This window comes from Brevibacillus sp. BD137, assembly GCF_041644655.1.
Lineage (GTDB): Bacteria > Bacillota > Bacilli > Brevibacillales > Brevibacillaceae > Brevibacillus > Brevibacillus brevis_D.
In genome coordinates, this window is sequence record NZ_JAOTNO010000009.1 from 226,314 (window position 1) to 244,722 (window position 18,409).

16 protein-coding genes are annotated in these 18,409 nt (G+C 48.4%); 11 read left to right on the forward strand and 5 right to left on the reverse strand.

From position 1 onward, the window contains the following. Positions 1-70: 70 nt before the first annotated feature. Positions 71-928, reverse strand: a complete 858-nt coding sequence (locus ODZ53_RS19990; RefSeq protein WP_372679434.1) for a helix-turn-helix domain-containing protein — start codon at positions 926-928, stop codon at positions 71-73. 124 nt (positions 929-1,052) lie between these two features. On the opposite strand from ODZ53_RS19990, the gene ODZ53_RS19995 reads away from it, so the two are divergent. Then, positions 1,053-1,664, forward strand: coding sequence for a DedA family protein (locus tag ODZ53_RS19995; protein WP_199926465.1), 612 nt, complete (start codon positions 1,053-1,055; stop codon positions 1,662-1,664). A 9-nt stretch (positions 1,665-1,673) separates the two neighbouring features. On the opposite strand, the gene ODZ53_RS20000 is transcribed toward ODZ53_RS19995, so the two are convergent. Next, complete coding sequence (locus tag ODZ53_RS20000) at positions 1,674-3,215, reverse strand: vWA domain-containing protein (RefSeq protein WP_372679437.1); 1,542 nt, start codon at positions 3,213-3,215, stop codon at positions 1,674-1,676. 318 nt (positions 3,216-3,533) lie between these two features. On the opposite strand from ODZ53_RS20000, the gene ODZ53_RS20005 reads away from it, so the two are divergent. The 5 genes from ODZ53_RS20005 to ODZ53_RS20025 all read left to right on the forward strand — a co-directional run bounded on the left by ODZ53_RS20005 (position 3,534) and on the right by ODZ53_RS20025 (position 9,967). Then, positions 3,534-4,598 carry an AAA family ATPase gene (locus tag ODZ53_RS20005; protein WP_064202112.1) on the forward strand — a complete coding sequence of 355 codons (1,065 nt, stop codon included), beginning with the start codon at positions 3,534-3,536 and terminating at the stop codon, positions 4,596-4,598. 3 nt (positions 4,599-4,601) lie between these two features. Beyond that, a complete protein-coding gene (locus tag ODZ53_RS20010; protein ID WP_199926463.1) occupies positions 4,602-6,401 on the forward strand; it encodes a vWA domain-containing protein in 1,800 nt (599 codons plus the stop codon). Positions 6,402-6,490: 89 nt separating this feature from the next. Next, positions 6,491-7,726, forward strand: a complete 1,236-nt coding sequence (locus tag ODZ53_RS20015) for a chromate transporter (protein WP_372679463.1) — start codon at positions 6,491-6,493, stop codon at positions 7,724-7,726. 347 nt (positions 7,727-8,073) lie between these two features. Then, the gene (locus ODZ53_RS20020) at positions 8,074-8,673 is read left to right on the forward strand and encodes a TetR/AcrR family transcriptional regulator (protein ID WP_372679439.1); all 600 of its coding nucleotides are present in this window, start codon (positions 8,074-8,076) and stop codon (positions 8,671-8,673) included. A 64-nt stretch (positions 8,674-8,737) separates the two neighbouring features. Continuing rightward, entirely contained in the window at positions 8,738-9,967 is a 1,230-nt protein-coding gene (locus ODZ53_RS20025) for an MFS transporter (protein ID WP_372679441.1), read from the forward strand. A gap of 42 nt (positions 9,968-10,009) precedes the next feature. On the opposite strand, the gene ODZ53_RS20030 is transcribed toward ODZ53_RS20025, so the two are convergent. Then, positions 10,010-11,188, reverse strand: coding sequence for an oxalate decarboxylase family bicupin (locus ODZ53_RS20030; protein WP_372679443.1), 1,179 nt, complete (start codon positions 11,186-11,188; stop codon positions 10,010-10,012). Positions 11,189-11,365: 177 nt separating this feature from the next. Between ODZ53_RS20030 and ODZ53_RS20035 the strand changes: the two genes are divergently transcribed. Next, positions 11,366-12,127 carry a DUF4241 domain-containing protein gene (locus tag ODZ53_RS20035; protein WP_372679445.1) on the forward strand — a complete coding sequence of 254 codons (762 nt, stop codon included), beginning with the start codon at positions 11,366-11,368 and terminating at the stop codon, positions 12,125-12,127. Between the two features lie 69 nt (positions 12,128-12,196). Here the strand turns inward: ODZ53_RS20035 and ODZ53_RS20040 are convergent, their stop codons facing one another. Further along, entirely contained in the window at positions 12,197-12,760 is a 564-nt protein-coding gene (locus ODZ53_RS20040; protein ID WP_064202117.1) for a hypothetical protein, read from the reverse strand. 157 nt (positions 12,761-12,917) lie between these two features. Here ODZ53_RS20040 and ODZ53_RS20045 point away from each other — a divergent pair, with 157 nt between their 5' ends. The 4 genes from ODZ53_RS20045 (at position 12,918) to ODZ53_RS20060 (ending at position 17,823) form a co-directional block, all read left to right on the forward strand. Then, positions 12,918-13,505, forward strand: a complete 588-nt coding sequence (locus tag ODZ53_RS20045) for a TetR/AcrR family transcriptional regulator (protein ID WP_188066085.1) — start codon at positions 12,918-12,920, stop codon at positions 13,503-13,505. A 192-nt stretch (positions 13,506-13,697) separates the two neighbouring features. Beyond that, positions 13,698-15,980 (forward strand): DEAD/DEAH box helicase, encoded by a 2,283-nt coding sequence (locus tag ODZ53_RS20050; protein ID WP_372679448.1) that lies wholly within the window; start codon positions 13,698-13,700, stop codon positions 15,978-15,980. After that, on the forward strand, positions 15,970-17,346 hold the full coding sequence (locus ODZ53_RS20055; RefSeq protein ID WP_372679450.1) for a ribonuclease H-like domain-containing protein: 1,377 nt from the start codon (positions 15,970-15,972) through the stop codon (positions 17,344-17,346). The genes ODZ53_RS20050 and ODZ53_RS20055 overlap by 11 nt, the downstream gene beginning before the upstream one ends. An 18-nt stretch (positions 17,347-17,364) precedes the next feature. Then, positions 17,365-17,823, forward strand: a complete 459-nt coding sequence (locus ODZ53_RS20060; protein ID WP_372679452.1) for a hypothetical protein — start codon at positions 17,365-17,367, stop codon at positions 17,821-17,823. 368 nt (positions 17,824-18,191) lie between these two features. On the opposite strand, the gene ODZ53_RS20065 is transcribed toward ODZ53_RS20060, so the two are convergent. Then, on the reverse strand, positions 18,192-18,409 hold a 218-nt coding region (locus tag ODZ53_RS20065; protein ID WP_372679454.1), incomplete at its 5' end, for a hypothetical protein.

Consider the following 18,409-nt stretch of genomic DNA (forward strand, 5'->3'; position numbering starts at 1 on the left):
CCTTTTCACACATCCAGCGTACGACAGGAAAAGGAGGAAAAACTTGATCGAAAATGCGAACCGTTCCCGACTATTCTCGGGCTAGAACGGGTATATAAATGAAACAAAGCGAATCAGGATGGTCATTTCCGAGAAAGCGGTGATCGTAGTATTCAAAATCGCATCGAGCATAAAGCTGGTCGGATGCGGATGCGTGTGTCATCCAGCTCCCGTATATGTATTGATACGTCAGCTTGAGATTTTGCACCGATCCTTTGTGAGGGAACACAAGATAACTTGATGCAGGCAAAGTGAGCATTTCCAGACTGTCGATGTCAGCATGTTCCGATGCGGGCAGACTGGCGAAATACGTAAAGCTCAGCTCCAGCCCAAATGTATCTGGGTAGCGAAGGACACCATAACGCTTTTGCGTTGGCTGCCACCCCACTTGTTGCCCCAAGCGACTCCAGCAACCGGTAATATCACCAACCGAAAAACTAGGGGAGTAGCAGCCTACGAGGTTCAGTGCTTCGTGGGCAGGGACATAGAAGGGCTCAATGGACTGTCGCTGAATATTTTCTAAATACGGCAACTCCATGCGCTCCAACATCATGTATCGCGGCATCTTACCAGAGCGGCGAAGAGCAGAAGGAGGCAGGCCAAAGCGTTTGGTAAAGGCGCGAGTAAAGGCTTCGTGGGAATCAAAGCCATAGGTAAAGGCGACTTCTGTCACACTCTTTTGTTCGAGCGACAGCGCTTTGGCAGCCTCGGTCAAGCGCCTCTTCGACATGTACTGACCGATTGTTTCTCCTGTCACGTGAAAAAACAAGCGTTGAAAATGGTACTTGGAATATCCGGCGGCTGATGCCACTTCATCGAGAGTGACTTTTTCCGTTAACTGCTTCTCGATAAACGAGAGGGCATACGTTATTTGCTCCATATAATTCATGACGTCACCTGAAAAAGGAAATAAGATCTTTTTTAGGATACCATATGCCTTGATCTGATTTTTTTGTAAAAAAGCCAGAATGCCAAAGAATAGGGAGAGAATACAATGAAGTAGGACAACATTATTGGAGGTAGCCGTGGAGCAGCATTTGGATCTTTTTTTGATGAAATATGGATATGTCGGCATCTTTTTTTCGCTCACACTTGGTGTTGTGGGGCTCCCCATACCCGATGAGGTACTGATGACGTACGCCGGTTATGCGGTTTCTCGCGGTGTTTTGCAAATGCCGTTTACAATACTGAGCGCTTTTTTGGGGGCGGCAGTAGGGATTACGGTCAGCTATACCATCGCGTGGAAGTGGGGGCTGCCGTTGCTTATGAAGGTTGGACCGTACTTGCATATTACGCCGAAAAAAATAGAGTCAACCCAAAAGCTGTTTGCTAAGTACGGTCCATACCTGTTGCTCATTGGCTATTTTTTGCCCGGCGTCCGTCATATTACCGCCTATTTGGCAGGAGTCTCTACGATGGGGTTTCGACGATTCGCTTTATTTGCTTACGCTGGCGCATTCCTTTGGAGTGTCACTTTTTTACTGTTGGGACGGGCGCTTGAGAAAGAATGGCTCAAGGTCGTCGTTTATATACGTCATTATGGCATCACATTTTTGCTAATCGGTTCGGCGGTTGGCATGATGGTTTATATTTGGATGAGATACAGGCGTGACACCAAAGCATAGGAACAAGCATTAGTTCCTTTTGATCGCCATGCTATCTTTTACCAAGCGGACAAATTCTAGCTGTTCCTCTCCAATGGCTGTGGCTTCCGCCAGTTTGAGTACATCGGCAAGAGAGCTTCTTTCGGCATAAGGACTCTCTCGCAATATTTCCCCGTATTCTGCTACAGCAGCAAGGAACGTCACATCAGGAGACAAGGTACTTTGCACCTTCACGGGCTCAGAGATTTCCTCTACTTTTTGGGAAGAGGCATGATGATAGCGCACGCGAACCGTCCCGAGCTCTGCATGGACAGGGGAAGCTAGTTTCACTTCATAAAGAGCGGTCACGCTATGACCAGCGCCGATCTCGCCCGCATCTGTCTTGTCGTTGCGAAAATCTTCGTCGCGGACATCGCGGTTCTCATAACCGATCAAGCGATACGAGTCTACCTTCTTAGGGTCGAATTCCACCTGAATTTTCACATCTCGAGCGATCGTTTGGAGGGTGCCTGTCAAAGATTCCGTAAAAATGCGGCGTGCCTCTGAAAACGTATCGATGTAGGCGTAGCTGCCTTCTCCTTTATTCGCTAATTGCTCCATCATGACATCATTATAATTACCCATGCCAAAGCCAAAGGAGCTCAAGTAAATGTCTTTTCGCGCATAGTCCTCGATCGAACGCAAAATTCCCTCAGCTCCTGTTTCCCCTACATTGGCCACGCCATCGGAGCATAAAATCACCCTGTTAATGGCAGTAGGCTTGAAGGAACGGGCCGCCATCTCATAACCGAGCACCAGTCCTTGTTCCGCATTGGTGGAGCCTTCGGGTTGCAGTTCATCGATGGCTGATAAAATCGCCTGTTTGTCTTCGGGAGAGGTTGGGGGCAAAAGAACGCGTCCCTCTGATCCATAGACGACGATCCCTACTGAATCAGTAGGTTGGAGTTGATCGACAAGAACATGTAAGCTTTTTTTTACCAGCTCTAGTCGATTTTCCTGATTCATCGAGCCAGATACATCAATGACAAAGACGAGATTAGCGGGCTTCCGCTCTTTTGGGCTTAATTCCTTTCCTTTGATGCCGATTCGCACTATTTGAAGATTTTTTTGAAACGGAGAGGGGCCACCATCGGCCTGAATCGCAAATGTCTGATTGGTCGGCGCGGGATACGAAGTGGGGAAGAAGTTGATGAATTCCTCCACCCGAACGGCTTCTGCTGGCGGGAGATTCCCGTCTTTTATAAAATGGCGCATTATGGTGTAGGAGGCGGTGTCCACATCTGCGGCAAAAGTAGACAGGCGGTCCTTCGCGGTAGAAACAAATTGGTTGGTGCCGTAATCTTTGAAGTACATGTCATTAGGGAGAGGATTGCCCGATTTTTTCAGGGCGTAATCAGCTAGTTGGCTGGGAGGACTTGGACTGGAGGCTACCTGATTGTTTTGGCTTTGCTCAACAGATGCTGCTGGTTTGTTTCCACTTTCGCTTCTTGATACGAACTGCTCGCTCGAGCTGCATCCGATCAAGGATGTGACCAATAGGGTGATGCCACTGGCTTTCATGATTATTCTCATCTTTTGTGATTCCCCCTTTGCCTATGTGACGTGGTAAAAAAAGGAATGTTACATAATGAGGAGAAGTAGGCTTGTCCGCCAGCGAGTAAAAAGCCAAGTGAATTGTCTGCATTCGAAGCATTTATCGGGACGATCGTATTTGGCAAAATATCGATAGCCGACGATAGCCAGAAGCTTGCCTTTCTTTCTTGCTCCTTATTCAATCTTCTTGTAATATTAGGAAATATTTGTGGTGTGACGGTCGCTCTAGTCAATGGAAATCCATCATGGAAAGAGGTAGATTGCTGCAAAAATCAATCAAACAAGAGAGGTTATGAAATGAATCTAGCCATTCAAGTAACGCAAAATCAACTAATGGATGTGCTGCTAAACGTTGCAGTAGCTCGTCCCGTATTTATTTGGGGCGCACCAGGTATCGGCAAGTCGTCTCTCGTCGAGGCGTTTGCCGAGCAGGTGGGCCTACCTTGCGTATCGTTATTGGGTAGTCAACTGGCACCTGAGGATATTATCGGTGTCCCACAGATCGTAGATGGGAAAAGCAGATTTTGCCCACCTGCACAAATTGCGCGAGAAGAACCGTACTGCTTGTTTCTTGACGAATTGAATGCATGCTCGCAAGAAGTGCAAAAGGCGTTTTACAGTCTCATTCATGAGCGGAGAATCGGGGATTACCATCTGCCAGAAGGGTCCATTGTGATTGGAGCAGGTAACCGCGCGCAGGATAGCGCGATTGTCAAACCGATGTCGTCTGCTCTGATCAACCGGATGTTCCATGTTCAATTGTTAGTTTCGTATGAACAATGGATGAATTGGGCGTACAGCAACGGCATCCATTCCTACGTGCTGCAATTTTTGGAGGTGCGCCCGGATTATTTGTGGTCGCAGCCACCGAAGAGTGAGGAACCGTTTTCTACTCCGCGTTCCTGGCACATGCTCTCTGATGCCCTGAACGAATTCGGTGAGAACTTGACGACAGAGATGGTGGGGGTACTGGCCTACGGATGCTTGACGCCCCAGCATGCGGCTCAATTTCGGGCTTTTCACAAGAACATTCAGGGCAAATACCAGCTTAACCGTATTTTGGAGGGAGAGGCTTCTTTCCCGACGGCTCCAGAGGATCGGGACGTACTGTATTTTCTGGCGGATTCTTTCCGTTCGCAGATCAAAAAAGAACTGCCAGCGGATAAAGTCTCCGTGGGGGAACAGCATAAACGGTTTGCACACCGAGCCAAAGCTCTCTTGAAGGAGCTCTCATCCATCTCACTGGAAATGGCGCAAATGGTAGTGGCGCGGCACGAGGATGGCGACGGATTGCCAGACTGGTTCGTTGTGGAGGTCATTCGTGATTTACCGCGATTGGCCATGGACAGGAAGGGCAAATAGCCAATGGCCAGAGGAGTTCAAAACGACCCGGCGACGCAAAACTACGAACAGGCCGTCCATTTTTTGAGTCATCACCCGATGTTTGGTCCGCTGTCATCGCGAGCGCACTTTATACGTTCCGAGCGAAGTATTTGTCCGGATAACGGTTGGGTAGTCGTGACTCGGGAAGGCAGCTTGTATGCGCATCCGAAGCGCAGAGGGGAAGTCGGGGAATGGATTTATGTTCTCGCACATGCGCTGTTGCATTTAGGCTTCGGACATTTTGTGGAAAAAGAACAGCCGATTTTGTGGAACATCGCTTGCGATTGTTATATAACGCGTTTTTTAAGAGACATGAAGCTGGGGAAGCCTCCTGCTGAAATGGCCTTTGAGCTGGATAAATCGGGAAAGAGCGAAGAAGAGCTGTATGACTGGTTCGTGGAGCATGGGGTGCCGGAGCATTTGAAGCTATTTGGAACGGGCGGGGAAAAACAGGCAGATATGCTTCTCGCGGATAAATATGCTCGGTACACCTACAACCGAGATGTGAAGTGGGAGCGTCTCTTGGGGATCGGGCTGGCGCAAGCGGTGCAAAGTGCTGTCAGCGTAGCGGGCGGCTATTCCGATGCTCTCGGGAATGAAGAGAACCAGCTGTCCGAGGCACAAAAGGCCAAACGCTGGTTCATCAATCATTATCCATTGCTGGCTTCCTTAGCAAGTCATTTCACGATTATCGAGGATTCACAGATCTGTCAGCGACTGCAAATCTCGGTGGCAGCCATAGATGTAACAGCCAACGAAATCTTCATCAATCCTGCGGCGGGCTTGGATGAAGAGGAATGCAAATTCGTGATGGCACACGAGCTCTTGCACGCAGGGCTTCGCCATCATGAGCGCTGCCAAGGCCGCGATCCGTATTACTGGAATGTTAGCTGCGATTACGTGATCAATCAATGGCTGATGGAGCTCGGTGTCGGGCGTTTTCCGCAAATCGGCGGACTGTACGACCCAGACTTGAAGGGACTTTCGGCAGAGGCCATCTATGATCGAATCGTGACGGACATGCGTACGTATCGCAAGCTTTACACTTTACGAGGAATCGGCATGGGCGATATTCTGGATGGCGACGATCCGCGTTTTTGGGAAAAGGGTCCGGGAACGACGCTGGATGACTTTTATCGCAGTGCGATGTCGCAAGGCTTGATTTACCACCAGGAGCGGGGACGAGGACTTTTGCCTGCGGGTTTGGTAGAAGAGATTCGCGCCTTGGGGCAACCGCCGATACCATGGGATGTTCAGCTTGCCCGTTGGTTCGACGAGCATTTTCCGCCGTTGGAAAAGAGTCGCACGTATGCAAGGGCAAGCCGCAGACAGTCCTCTACACCCGACATTGCCCGTCCTGCCTGGAGTTTTCGGGAAACGGATCGGCTGGCACGCACGTTTGGCGTCGTGATCGATACATCCGGCTCGATGGATACCAAGCTGCTCGGAAAAGCATTGGGGGCAATCGCGAGCTACAGTGAAGCGCGAGATGTTCCGTATGCGCGCGTGGTTTTTTGTGATGCGCAGGCGTATGATGCGGGCTACCTTTCTCCCGAGGACATTGCAGGTCGCGTCAAAGTAAAAGGACGCGGAGGAACGATTCTGCAGCCGGGCATTGACATGCTGGAGAGAGCAACCGATTTTCCGAAGGACGGACCGATTTTGATCATTACCGATGGGGAATGTGATCGGATCAAAGTAACTCGTAGTCATGCCATCATGCTGCCGAAGGGGAGTAACCTGCCGTTCGTGGCGCGAGGACCGGTATTTCGGATGGAATAGCAGTGTTGAAGAAGGCTCCGTATCGATGCGGAGCCTTTTTTACGATCTTTTTACAAGGAAAGGGTAGGAAAAGCGATAAAATAGCTTGTATGATGAAGCGGAAATCAAAAGAGGTGTACAGCGAAGTGAAGAATAGTCTTCGAGAAGAAGCAGGGCACCAAAAAAGTAGTTGGAAGTCTGTGATGGAAGTTCTGCTCGTTTCTGCCAAGCTGGGTGTGACCTCATTCGGCGGTCCCATCGCGCATCTCGGTTATTTTCACAACGAATACATTCGACGTAGAAAATGGATGGATGAGCAAAGCTACGCAGACTTGGTTGCGCTTTGTCAGTTCCTCCCTGGCCCCGCAAGCAGCCAGGTGGGAATCGGAATTGGCATCATGCGAGCCGGATTGTGGGGAGGGGTTGCTGCATGGCTCGGCTTCACCCTACCGTCAGTATTGGCGCTCCTGATATTTGCGTTCACGTTACAAGGAGTGGATAGTGGCAGTGCTTCTTGGATTCACGGTCTAAAATTAGTAGCTGTCGCGATTGTCGCTCATGCCGTATGGGGGATGGGACAAAAGCTGGCCCCGGATCGCACACGGGTAACGATTGCGATCACCGCTGCTGCCATCACGTTGTTGTGGCATTCTGCATGGAGTCAGGTCACAGTCATGATTCTAGCGGGAATAGCAGGATTGCTTTTCTTCCGGCAGCCAAAAGTTTCGGATTTCCCTGAATTTCGTGTGCCGATCAGTCGTGCACTAGCCATTGCGTGCTGGATCGTTTTCTTCGGACTTTTGCTTGTGCTGCCCATCCTCCGAGAGAGTACGGGCTTTTCCTTGCTAGCGCTGTTTGAGAGCTTTTACCGTGCAGGCTCACTTGTTTTTGGCGGAGGTCATGTCGTATTGCCTTTGCTGGAAAGGGAAGTGATCCCGACAGGCTGGGTAACGCAAGAAGCGTTTCTGACGGGCTACGGGGCTACACAAGCAGTTCCGGGTCCATTGTTTACATTTGCCGCTTATTTAGGAGCATTGATTGCAGGTGGAGTCGGTGCGATAGTGGCTACTTTAGCCATTTTTCTACCGGCCTTTTTACTCGTCATCGGCGCATTGCCGTTTTGGAATGCCTTGAGGAGAAATTCCAAAATCCAAGGAATGCTTATAGGTGTGAATGCAGCAGTCGTCGGTATTTTACTCGCAGCCTTGTACGATCCGATCTGGACAAGTACCATTCTTGCCCCGATGGATTTTATCGTAACGGCTATTTTGTTTATCATGCTGGAGCACTGGAAGCTGCCGCCATGGCTCGTTGTGGTTACGGGGGCTTTATACGGTCTATTGTAAAAGGTCTCAAACGAACCAAATAAAGCTGGTGAGAAGAAAAAGCACAGAGCTCGTAGACCTTGACAACGCCTGCCCAGTCGGAACTTCCAATAGGGGACCCGCTCGTCGAACACTTCTTCCTTGAGAAACTTCCGCCCGTAGGGTGGCTTTGGCTCGACGGTCCCCTTTTGGAAGTGTAGACGGACAGTCAATCCCCAGCTGGCGTGTCAGAGTCGAAGAGACCTGTGCTTTTTCTTCTCCTCCACTATGTTGACTCAAACCAAAGAAGGTTTGCCAACTATCTTTGTAACGCTTATAATACTGAGTGAAAGTTCAGTATTGTTGGATGGGAAGTTGGTGAAGTACCGTTGAATAAAAAGAAGCAGCAAACAGAGCAGACCAAGAAGAAAATAGCGGACGCGTCCAGAATTTTATTTATGCAAAAAGGCTACAAGGCTACATCAATAGAAGATATCGTGAAAGCTACTGGATACAGCGGCGGCAACATTTATTATCATTTCAAGAGCAAGGAAGGGCTGTTTTTACATCTGATTGAAGCTTGGAACAGGGAATGGGAAGAGCAGTGGCTGGCAAAGGAACAGCTCTATACGACCTCGATCGATAAATTGTACGGAATGGCTGAACATTTTGCTACCGATTTTATGAACCACCCGCTGACCAAGGCTGCTGATGAATTTTTCGACATGTTGGAGAAGCCTTCGGATGTGGAGGAGCGTATCAACGAAATGATCCAAGGCTATATTGACTTTAATCAACAGTTGCTCCAGAAGGGGATCGATAACGGCGAATTTGAAATGACGAATGTAACCGGAGTCGCCATTATCTTGGACAGTCTGATGTTTGGTTTAAATCAACACTCGCGCCGAATGGAACGAGAGGAAGCGCTGGCAACTTTTCGGTTAGCGATGGATGTGTTTTTATTTGGAATTGCCAAACCGTCCCGCTAGTTTTTTTACGCGACTATCTAGAATGGATATTCAGTATTTAGGTAATGGATTGGAGGGATAGGAAATGGCTTTATTATTAAAAAATCAGGGAGCCTTATTGATTCTGATGTTCAATATTTTCCTTGTCTTTACGGGGATCGGGCTTGTTATACCGATTATGCCAAAGTACATGGAGAGTTTGGGAATTACCGGGGGGACTATCGGTCTGTTAGTTGCAGCCTTTTCGCTGACGCAGCTTCTTTTTTCCCCCATTGCCGGGCGATGGGCCGATTCGTTCGGAAGAAAAAAGATCATTGTGATCGGCTTGGTCGTATTTGCTATTTCGGAAGTGATGTTTGGAATAGCGAATTCTCCAGTCCTGCTGTTTGTTTCTAGGTTGTTAGGCGGGATTAGTGCCGCACTGATTATGCCGGCCGTAATGGCGTACTCAGCAGATATTACAACGAATGAAGAACGAGCGGCTGGTATGGGATATATTACGGCAGCCATTACTACCGGTTTTATTATCGGTCCAGGGATTGGAGGATACATTGCGGAATTTGGTATTCGCGTCCCTTTTTATTCGGCAGGAATTGCGGGATTGATTGCTGCGTGCATCACGTTGTTGATCCTCAAAGAATCGAAACCGACGGAAGAATCATTAGCTGACTCTTCTTCAAGTGAAAAACAACGAAGCAGTCTTCTCTCCCAGTTAATGTACTCCTATCGAGAGCCTTATTTTTTCAGTTTGATCATTGTGTTTGTCATGTCTTTCGGACTGGCTAATTTTGAAACGGTCTTTTCCTTGTTTGTCGACCACAAGTTTGGATTTGAGCCGAAAGATATCGCGTTTATCATTACATTTGGGTCAATAGCAGGCGCAGTGGTTCAGCTTACTGCCTTTAGCTGGATCATGAATCGCTTTGGCGAGAAAAGGGTCATTTCGATCTGTCTGCTCTTTGCTGGATTGTTTATTATCCTGACGCTTTTTGTTCACGGATTTTGGATGATTTTTGCCGTTACCTTTATCGTATTTCTGGCAATCGATATTTTGCGACCGGCCATCAGTACCCAAATGTCGATGCTTGCAAAGGATCAACAGGGGTATGTTGCTGGCCTTAACTCAGCCTTTACCAGTCTTGGCAATATTGCAGGTCCTATCGTAGCTGGCTTTTTATTCGATATCGATATCAACTATCCGTACGGGCTAGCATGTCTGATTTTGCTTATCTGTTTCGTCTTATCATTAGGAGTGAAAAGCCGCAACCTGAAGGATGCTAAAACGGCTTCCAGTCAAGCATCCATTCATGGATGAGGAAACACGGAGACCAGTCCATTGGGGCTGGTCTTTTTGTATTTACCGGAAATAGCCATATCCAGGATATTTGACTACTGGCCATTTATCCTTGCGCAAGGCATCCAGTAATTCAGGACCTACACACAGGTTGGAAGCGACAAGTTCATGCGGGGTGAGTGCCATCCATTGATTCAGCGACACATCGACAAAGCGGTCGCTCTTGAACATTTCTAAAAACCACACTGTTTCCGTCCCGGTATTTTGGATATAATGCCCCGTCGCAAAAGGAACGTAACCGACATCACCTGCTTGGTAGTCAAAGGTTCGAGCGTTGCCATTTCCGGTAAAAACGGTCATGCGTGCTTGGCCTGAAATGTAATATTGCCACTCGTCGTTATTAGGATGCCAATGCAGCTCTCTCATGCCACCGGGACGTAGCTCTACGAGTGCTGCCGCGATTGCTTTGGAGATCGGAAAGTTACGGGAATCGACGATGCGCACACTGCCGCCAGGTGTGATCAGTGGGCGTTGCGCAAGTAGGCGGTGGGTAAAGGGAAGGGGGACGGTTCCGTATGGGGATTCCACTTCATCTCCTTCGATGGAACCCGGAACCTCGTCTTGATAAATGTACACTTGCTCGCAAGGAATATCGGCAAAGGCTGATTCAGGCACACCAAAATTCGCGGAAAGCACATCTATTGGCGTATGAGCAAACCAATCGGAGATCGATAGCGTATTCAGATCGGAAAAATGCCCATCGTCGAAAACGAGCAAAAACTCGCAGCCTTCCTCAAGTCCCTGAATCGAGTGGGGGATGCCGGGAGGGAAATACCACAGATCGCCTTTGCCGATATCTGCGATAAAATTCCGTCCGCGTTGGTCAACGGACGTAATTCGTGCACGACCGAGTAGCATGTAAGCCCATTCCGCCTGCTGATGCCAGTGCAGCTCGCGCACACCGCCTGGCGTCAGGCTCATGTTTACACCCGCAAGTGTAGTGGCGATTGGCAGCTCGCGAATGGTGACTTCCCGGGACCAACCACCATGATTTAACGTCATGAAGGCATCTGAAAAGGAAAATTTCAGATTGGGCAGCAAGCCCGCATCTGTGACGGGAGGAACGAGCATATTCGGATTTTGCCGATCACGCATGACATTCCGTGGGCCGAGATCGATCCATCCGGTCCCGTCTCTCCTCATCGGTTGAGGAATTTGATTCCCTTTGTCTGGCGGATTCATTCGGGGAAACCTCCTTCATCCTAGGAAAGGCATAGGGTTTGTCGTACTTCATCCACTAACCATGCCTATGCATCGACTTGCCCGTTATGCATCCAAGCCGTCCTATCGTTTCTATGGGTGATTCTGTATAATTTTAGGAGTGATTGACAAATTGACAATAGTAGGATGGGAATAAAGATGAATAAGATTCCAAACGAGCAATGGTTAGCACGATATGAGCAAAAAAAACAGATGTTAGAGCCCCAAGTTGATTTACACGCCTATTTCACATCAACGGAGATCAGTGGGAAACCAATCAACTTGCTTTCTTTGGGGGATATTACGATCCCCACTGGAGACATCATCGTTCGTGATCCGCTTGTGTATCTGGAGAGGAATAGTGCCCCATATTTTCGAAAAGTCCCTACAGGAACCTTTCCATTAACCGTTTGTGTGGTAACAGTCGAAGAAGATCATTATCGCTATGCAGCTGCTAAAGTGGAGTTCACAGATAAAACTCCCCAAAAATTTACGGAAGCCCTCATCGGAGACGAGAATCTCGAAAATCTAGAGGAAGGTGAATATTTTGGCTTTAATGTAGATGCAGGCCTTGCTACTGTGGTAGATGTCAAAACGAGAGATGCTTATCTGGATTTTTATGATAGCTGGAAAAAAGAGAATCCAGACGGCAATATTTACGATGGATATTTTGCAGATGTTTTTGCACAAAGTTACAAAGACTATCCAAAATATCAGAGAAGCGCTGGAGATTATATCAATTGGAGGATACCAGGCACCGATTTATCGATTCCGATGATTCAGACGGGATTTGGAGACGGAGCTTATCCTGTCTATTTTGGGATAGATGAAAACGGCCAAATATGCCAGCTGGTGATTCAATTTATTTGCATTGAGCTTGCATTTGGTGAGGATGACAGTGAAGACGAGGATCATGCATAAATAAAGGAGCCCATGAGAGATTCTTGTAACATGAATCACTCATGGGCATTGTTTGGGCAGGAAAGCCTCTCACCAATCCTTTTTGGAAACGGTGCCTTGCTTATCTTTCTTTGGAAAAAGAAAATAGCTGGCTGTAAACAACAGATCAACCCCCAGAACAACAGTCCATAGCCGGAGAATTTGCCATAAAGAGGCAGTTCGTTCTGCATCATCGATAAAGTAGATGGTCCCCGCTAAGAGAGCCGCCCCAATTACATAGGAGAAGAGATGTCTCAACCAGCTTTTGGCGTAATACTTGGCATACTCCATGCCGTATAACTTGGGTTTAGGCGTACCTTGCTTCGTGACGTATTGCTGAAATTTTTCATCCGCCCATTGAATCATGCTTTTCCCAAACGCAAGCGATACCCCGATATAAACGGCAGCAAGCGCATGCGGAATCGTTGCGGTAGCTCCGCGATACAAATCCACGCTCGTGACGACGAGCAAAACCACATCAACAACAGGCGTCAGGGCGAGAAGAAAAAGCCCGGCCTTTTTTTGTTTGAGCACATACCTTGTGAAAAGGCCAAGTACAATGACCACCCAAAATGCGATTTCGCATGCGACAATCATCCATGCAACAAAATTCACTATACAAGTCCCCTTTTCGGAAGTTTCTTCTCCTGCATGAGGAGTTTTTTTATAATACATCTGTGCTAGCAAAAAGAATTTTACCATCGGTTCTTAAATAATACAACTGTATTGTTAAGGGTTGCTTGCCCTTTGCAAAGCTTGTTAAAATACAGCTATGCCAAAAATAATCGATCATGAGAAAAGAAGAGAACAAATAGCAGAAGCAACGTGGCGTGTCATTGTCGAGCAAGGAATGGAGGGGGCGACGGTAAGGGGCATTGCAAAAGAAGCAGGACTTTCATTAGGTGCTCTGCGACATTACTTCGCAACACAGGATGAACTGCTGATGTATGCTATGCAGCTCGTAAAAGAGAGGGCGACAGCTCGAATTGCTGAAATCGCTGCCAATGAAGAATGGGCACCAAAAGAGAGAGTCACGAAAATTTTTCTGGAGCTTCTCCCTACGAATCAAGAAAAGATGGTTGAAATGGAAGTGTGGTTTGCTTTTACGGTGTACTTCCGACACAAGAAAGAAGGCTTTGATGCACAGCACGATGGGATCTATGCCGGCGTACGCAAGCTGTTAGACTCCGCTGATCAAATGAATCTATTACGCAAAGGGCTAGACAAAGAGATGGAAACAGAGAAGCTCTATGCCGTCATCGACGGTCTGGCACTGCATGCCTATCTCGAACCACAGCGTGTCGATGGGGAGCGGATTACGAAAGTGTTGGAGCATCATCTTGCATCCTTGTTTCATTAAAGGACGTAACACATACAAATATTTTCTTAAAAAAGCAATCGGATCAAGGAGAGGTTGATCTGATTGCTTTTTTTGTCGGCACGTACATTGTGGGAATACTGCCTTAAACTCGACTTTCGCATATGTGGATCTTTATTCCATGTTTACATGCCGAACGTCCATTCGTAAAATGGTAGCAAGAAGGTGACGAAAATGAATGTGAAAAAAAATATCGCAGCCATATTGGATCACATAAAAACAGACGAACGATTTCGGGATAACATTGCGCATTGGAGGGTCATTCCTGCTCGTGAAGCAAAGTCCGTTCCATTTCCAAGTGAGCTGGACGGACGAATTCGAGATGCCCTAACGAATAGAGGCATTCCCTCCTTATACACACATCAAGAAACGTCTTTTCGCCATGTACGCGAAGGTAAACACATCGTTGCGGTTACGCCCACAGCCTCTGGTAAAAGCATGTGCTATCATTTGCCGATCCTCCAGACGTTATCGGAAGACACACAAGCACGAGCTCTCTACTTGTTCCCCACCAAGGCCTTGGCGCAGGATCAAAAGTCCGAGCTGCACGAGCTGATTACAGAAATGGGACTCTCCATCAAATCCGAAACGTATGATGGTGATACACCTGCAAATATCCGCCAGATGGTACGCAAGGCAGGAAATATCGTCATCACCAACCCAGACATGCTGCACTCCGCCATTTTGCCCCATCACACCAAGTGGGTGTCCTTTTTTGAGCATCTCAAATACATCGTCATTGACGAGCTGCATACATATCGCGGCGTTTTTGGCAGCCATGTCGCCAACGTCATTCGGCGGTTGAAGCGCATTTGCGCTTTTTATGGGAGCCACCCGCAATTTATTTGCACATCGGCGACCATCGCCAACCCGAAGCAATTGGCGGAAGTCCTGACAGAAGAAGAGGTGGAGCTGGTCAACAACAATGGTGCTCCGTCTGGCATCAAGCATTTCCTTTTCTACAACCCGCCCGTGGTTAACAAGCAGCTCAATATTAGACGCAGTGCCACATTGGAGGCGCGGGACATTACTGAGCAGTTTTTGACCAATGGCATTCAGACGATTCTGTTTGCGAGAAGCCGTGTACGTGTAGAGATTTTGCTCACGTATTTGCAGGAGCTGATTCGCCGCAAGCTTGGGCCAAAAACGATCCAAGGGTATCGTGGCGGCTATTTGCCGAGCCAGCGCAGAGAGATCGAACGCGGCTTGCGCAATGGCGACATTATGGGCGTGGTCAGCACCAATGCCCTGGAGCTTGGGGTAGACATCGGACAGCTTCAGGCATGTGTCATTACTGGTTATCCTGGCTCGGTCGCAAGCACATGGCAGCAGGCAGGACGGGCAGGAAGACGGCAGGGGGAATCCGTCGTCGTTATGGTCGGCAGCTCCACGCCACTGGATCAGTATGTGATCGCCAATCCGGAGTACTTTTTCGACCGCAGTCCGGAGACAGCCCGGATCAATCCTGATAACCTGATTATTTTGGTGGACCATCTTAAATGTGCCGCATACGAGCTACCGTTCCGTGAGGGAGATACTTTCGGACGTGCGGAAATCGTGGAAATTCTGGAGTTTTTGACCGAGGAGCAGGTGCTTCATTACTCGCGGGGCAAATGGTTCTGGATGAACGATTCATTCCCGGCTCACAACATCAGTCTGCGGTCAGCTTCGCAGGAAAATGTCGTGATCATCGACATCAGTGAACGGGGAAATGAGCGTGTCATCGGGGAAATGGACCGTTTCAGCTCCATGACGCTTTTGCATGACGAGGCCATTTACCTGCATCAGGGGACGCAATTCCAGGTAGAAAAGCTGGACTACGAGGAAAAGAAGGCGTATGTCCGGGAAGTGCAGGTCGATTATTACACGGACGCCAATCTGGCTGTTTCCCTGAAGGTTTTGGAGCAAGATCAGTCCCGTCGTCATGGGCAGAGCACGTTGGCTTATGGCGAAGTGGCTGTGAATGCGATGGCGACGATCTTTAAGAAAATTAAGTTCGAAACGCATGAAAACATCGGCTCGGGACCGATTCATTTGCCGGAAGAGGAGCTGCATACAAATGCGGCGTGGATCGGCTTTTCCGAAGCGTTGCTCGGTGAGATCGGGTCTGAGGATGTGGAGCGTGGCTTGGTCGGTTTGGCGCATGTGTTGCAGCACGTAGCTCCGCTGTTTGTCATGTGCGACCCGATGGACCTGCACGTGATACCGCAGCGAAAGGCTGTTCATTCTCAGGAGCCGACGATTTTTCTGTACGACCGTTATCCGGGAGGCATCGGCTTGAGCGAGCAAGTGTATAAGGAAATGGAGACGATTTTGACGCAGGCAGAGCGGATGATTGTCTCTTGCCCGTGTGAGTCAGGCTGTCCATCTTGTGTGGGAGCGACAGATGACGGCAGCAAGGGGCTAGCCATGACCTTGCTGCGAATCGCTCAAGGGGGAAGTACTTATGTCTCTTAAATCTAAGCTGCAACGGATGAAGGGACATCTCTCGCTGGAAACGGACAAAGCGGTAGTGCCAGCAGTCGAACCGGAAACGTCCATTGGCAAGAAAGAGCCAGAGGAAGAGACGAGTGCGGCTGTACCAGCGGACAGCAATGCTGAGCCACAGATACCTTTTGCCGACAAGTGGAAGGAAATGCAGGCATCGCCCTACATCTGGGATGACGAGTACGTCATGATTCGCGAGGTTCGCTATCCGATCGATCAGCAGCATGGTGCTTACGCTTTTTCCGAGCTGCATGAGGCGATCCGTATGTGGGAAGCGGCTGGTCGAGAGCATCCGCTGTCCGCTGCGGGCAGGAAGCCAGAAGACTTGCTGTTTTTCGATACGGAGACGACAGGGCTGTCAGGCGGGGCAGGCAATGCGATTTTTCTTTTGGGGTACAGTCGTTTCGAGGGGGAGCATGTCGTGGTGCGCCAGCATTTTCTCCCGGGCCCGCATGCAGAGGTGACCTTGTACCAATCGTTTTTGGAGCAAGCGCAGAAGTCCTCGCATCTGGTGACCTTTAATGGAAAGTCCTTTGACTGGCCGCAGGTGCGGACGAGGCATACACTGGTACGCGATCAAGTGCCTGCTTTGCCTGCCTTTGGTCATTTTGACCTTTTGCACGGGGCGAGGAGACTGTGGAGGGCGGAGCTGGAATCGTGCCGATTGGGAATCATCGAGCAGGAAAAGCTAGATGTATTTCGCGAGGATGATTTGCCCGGTTATTTGGCACCGGTGCGGTATTTCGACTTTTTGCATGCCCAAGACCCTGATGTCATCGAAGGCGTGCTACGTCATAACGAAACGGATGTCCTGTCTCTGATCACGATGTACATTCACATGACACGGCTATTGGTAGGGCAAGCGAGTGCAACGGTATCCTTCGAGGAAAGCTACGAAATTGCCAGATGGTACGACGCGCTTGGAGATCAGGAAGCCGCTATGGCAGGCTATCGCCTCGTCGCAGACAGTGAGCATGCGTGGAGTAACCGGGCCAAGCTCGCCATCGGTCATCTGTACAAAAAGCAAAAGGATTGGCACAAAGCCTTAACCGTTTGGGAGTCGTGCATTCAGTCCACCGGATATGTCCCGGAAGAGGTGTATATTGAGGCTGCCAAGCTGTACGAACACCAGCTGAAGGATTGGGAGAAGGCTTTGCATTATACGAAGCAAGCGTATGAACAGTGGAAGAAGCGCGGGAGTCTGTTGCGAAACAGGTCCAAGGCCGACGCAGAGGCCTATCAAAAGCGAATCGATCGGTTGGAAGCAAAGCTACGCGGAAACGAAGCGGAAGAAGAGAGCCTGTTGTCGGGATTTTTGGATTGGGCGGATGAGTAACCATCTGGGGGGATTGGGATGAGGCACATTGTCTTGTTTTTGATCGTATTTCTACTTCTGGGTGGTTGCTCTGCTAATGATGACTGGGTGCATACGTTTACGGGGGAGAGCGATAATTGGATTGTGGTCATGGAGATCAGGCCAATTGAGAGTGAACACACGACAGTTTCCTACCCATTTTATTTGACAAAGAAAATGGAGAATCAAGTAACGAAGCTGTATGCCGAAGCCGATCTAGTCAACGGGAGTAGGGCTAGCAACCTCAATCAAATTGATCTGGAAGAGATCAATGAAAAGCAGCAGCTACTGCTTTTTCAGGAGTACCCGAATCTCCTCTCACCCGATTTTCCTGGAAAAGATACTCCGAAAGAGCAGCTCGAATACTACTTTTCAGATTTGAAAATGAATCTAAAATGGACAGACGGACGGGGAGAGCATCAAGAACAAATCATGCTGAAATTAAAAACAGCTCCCTGATGAAACAAGGGAGGATGAAAAATGCACGCACACTTCTTTTTTTCTTAGTAGTCTCTATGTTTTTACTGGGGATATCGTTCGGTCAGGAATAACGGAAGACATAGTCAGTTTATATGAGTTAGTAGATCATGTAACCAAAACTGCTAAATCAGAACAACTGAAAAACTGGGTCGAACGTTCTAAGCACCTGATCAAGCACCCAAAAGAATATGATTACGACTATTGGGGGCTAGGGTCCAAGTACGTCTATTAAACGAGGTTACACAATCACAATGGATAGTTGCGAATATCTGTTGTGATTATTTATTTTTCCTAATCCTCCACACGTGCTCTTATTTCCAGTTATTACATTTGATGAACTGAATAGATCATGTTATATTAGAAATCCGCCTTTCAAAAAGAGCGGAACAAAATGAAACACCTAAGAAAATACCTGTTGACTCAAAATGATGATGCATGGTATATTGTGAATCTAGCGCTTTTGAAGTGCTAGTGAAAATGCTCTTTGAAAACTGAACAGCGAAAGTGTTAATGAGTCTATCATTAAATGATTTGCCAGCTTTGAACCAGTAACAAACTTTATTGG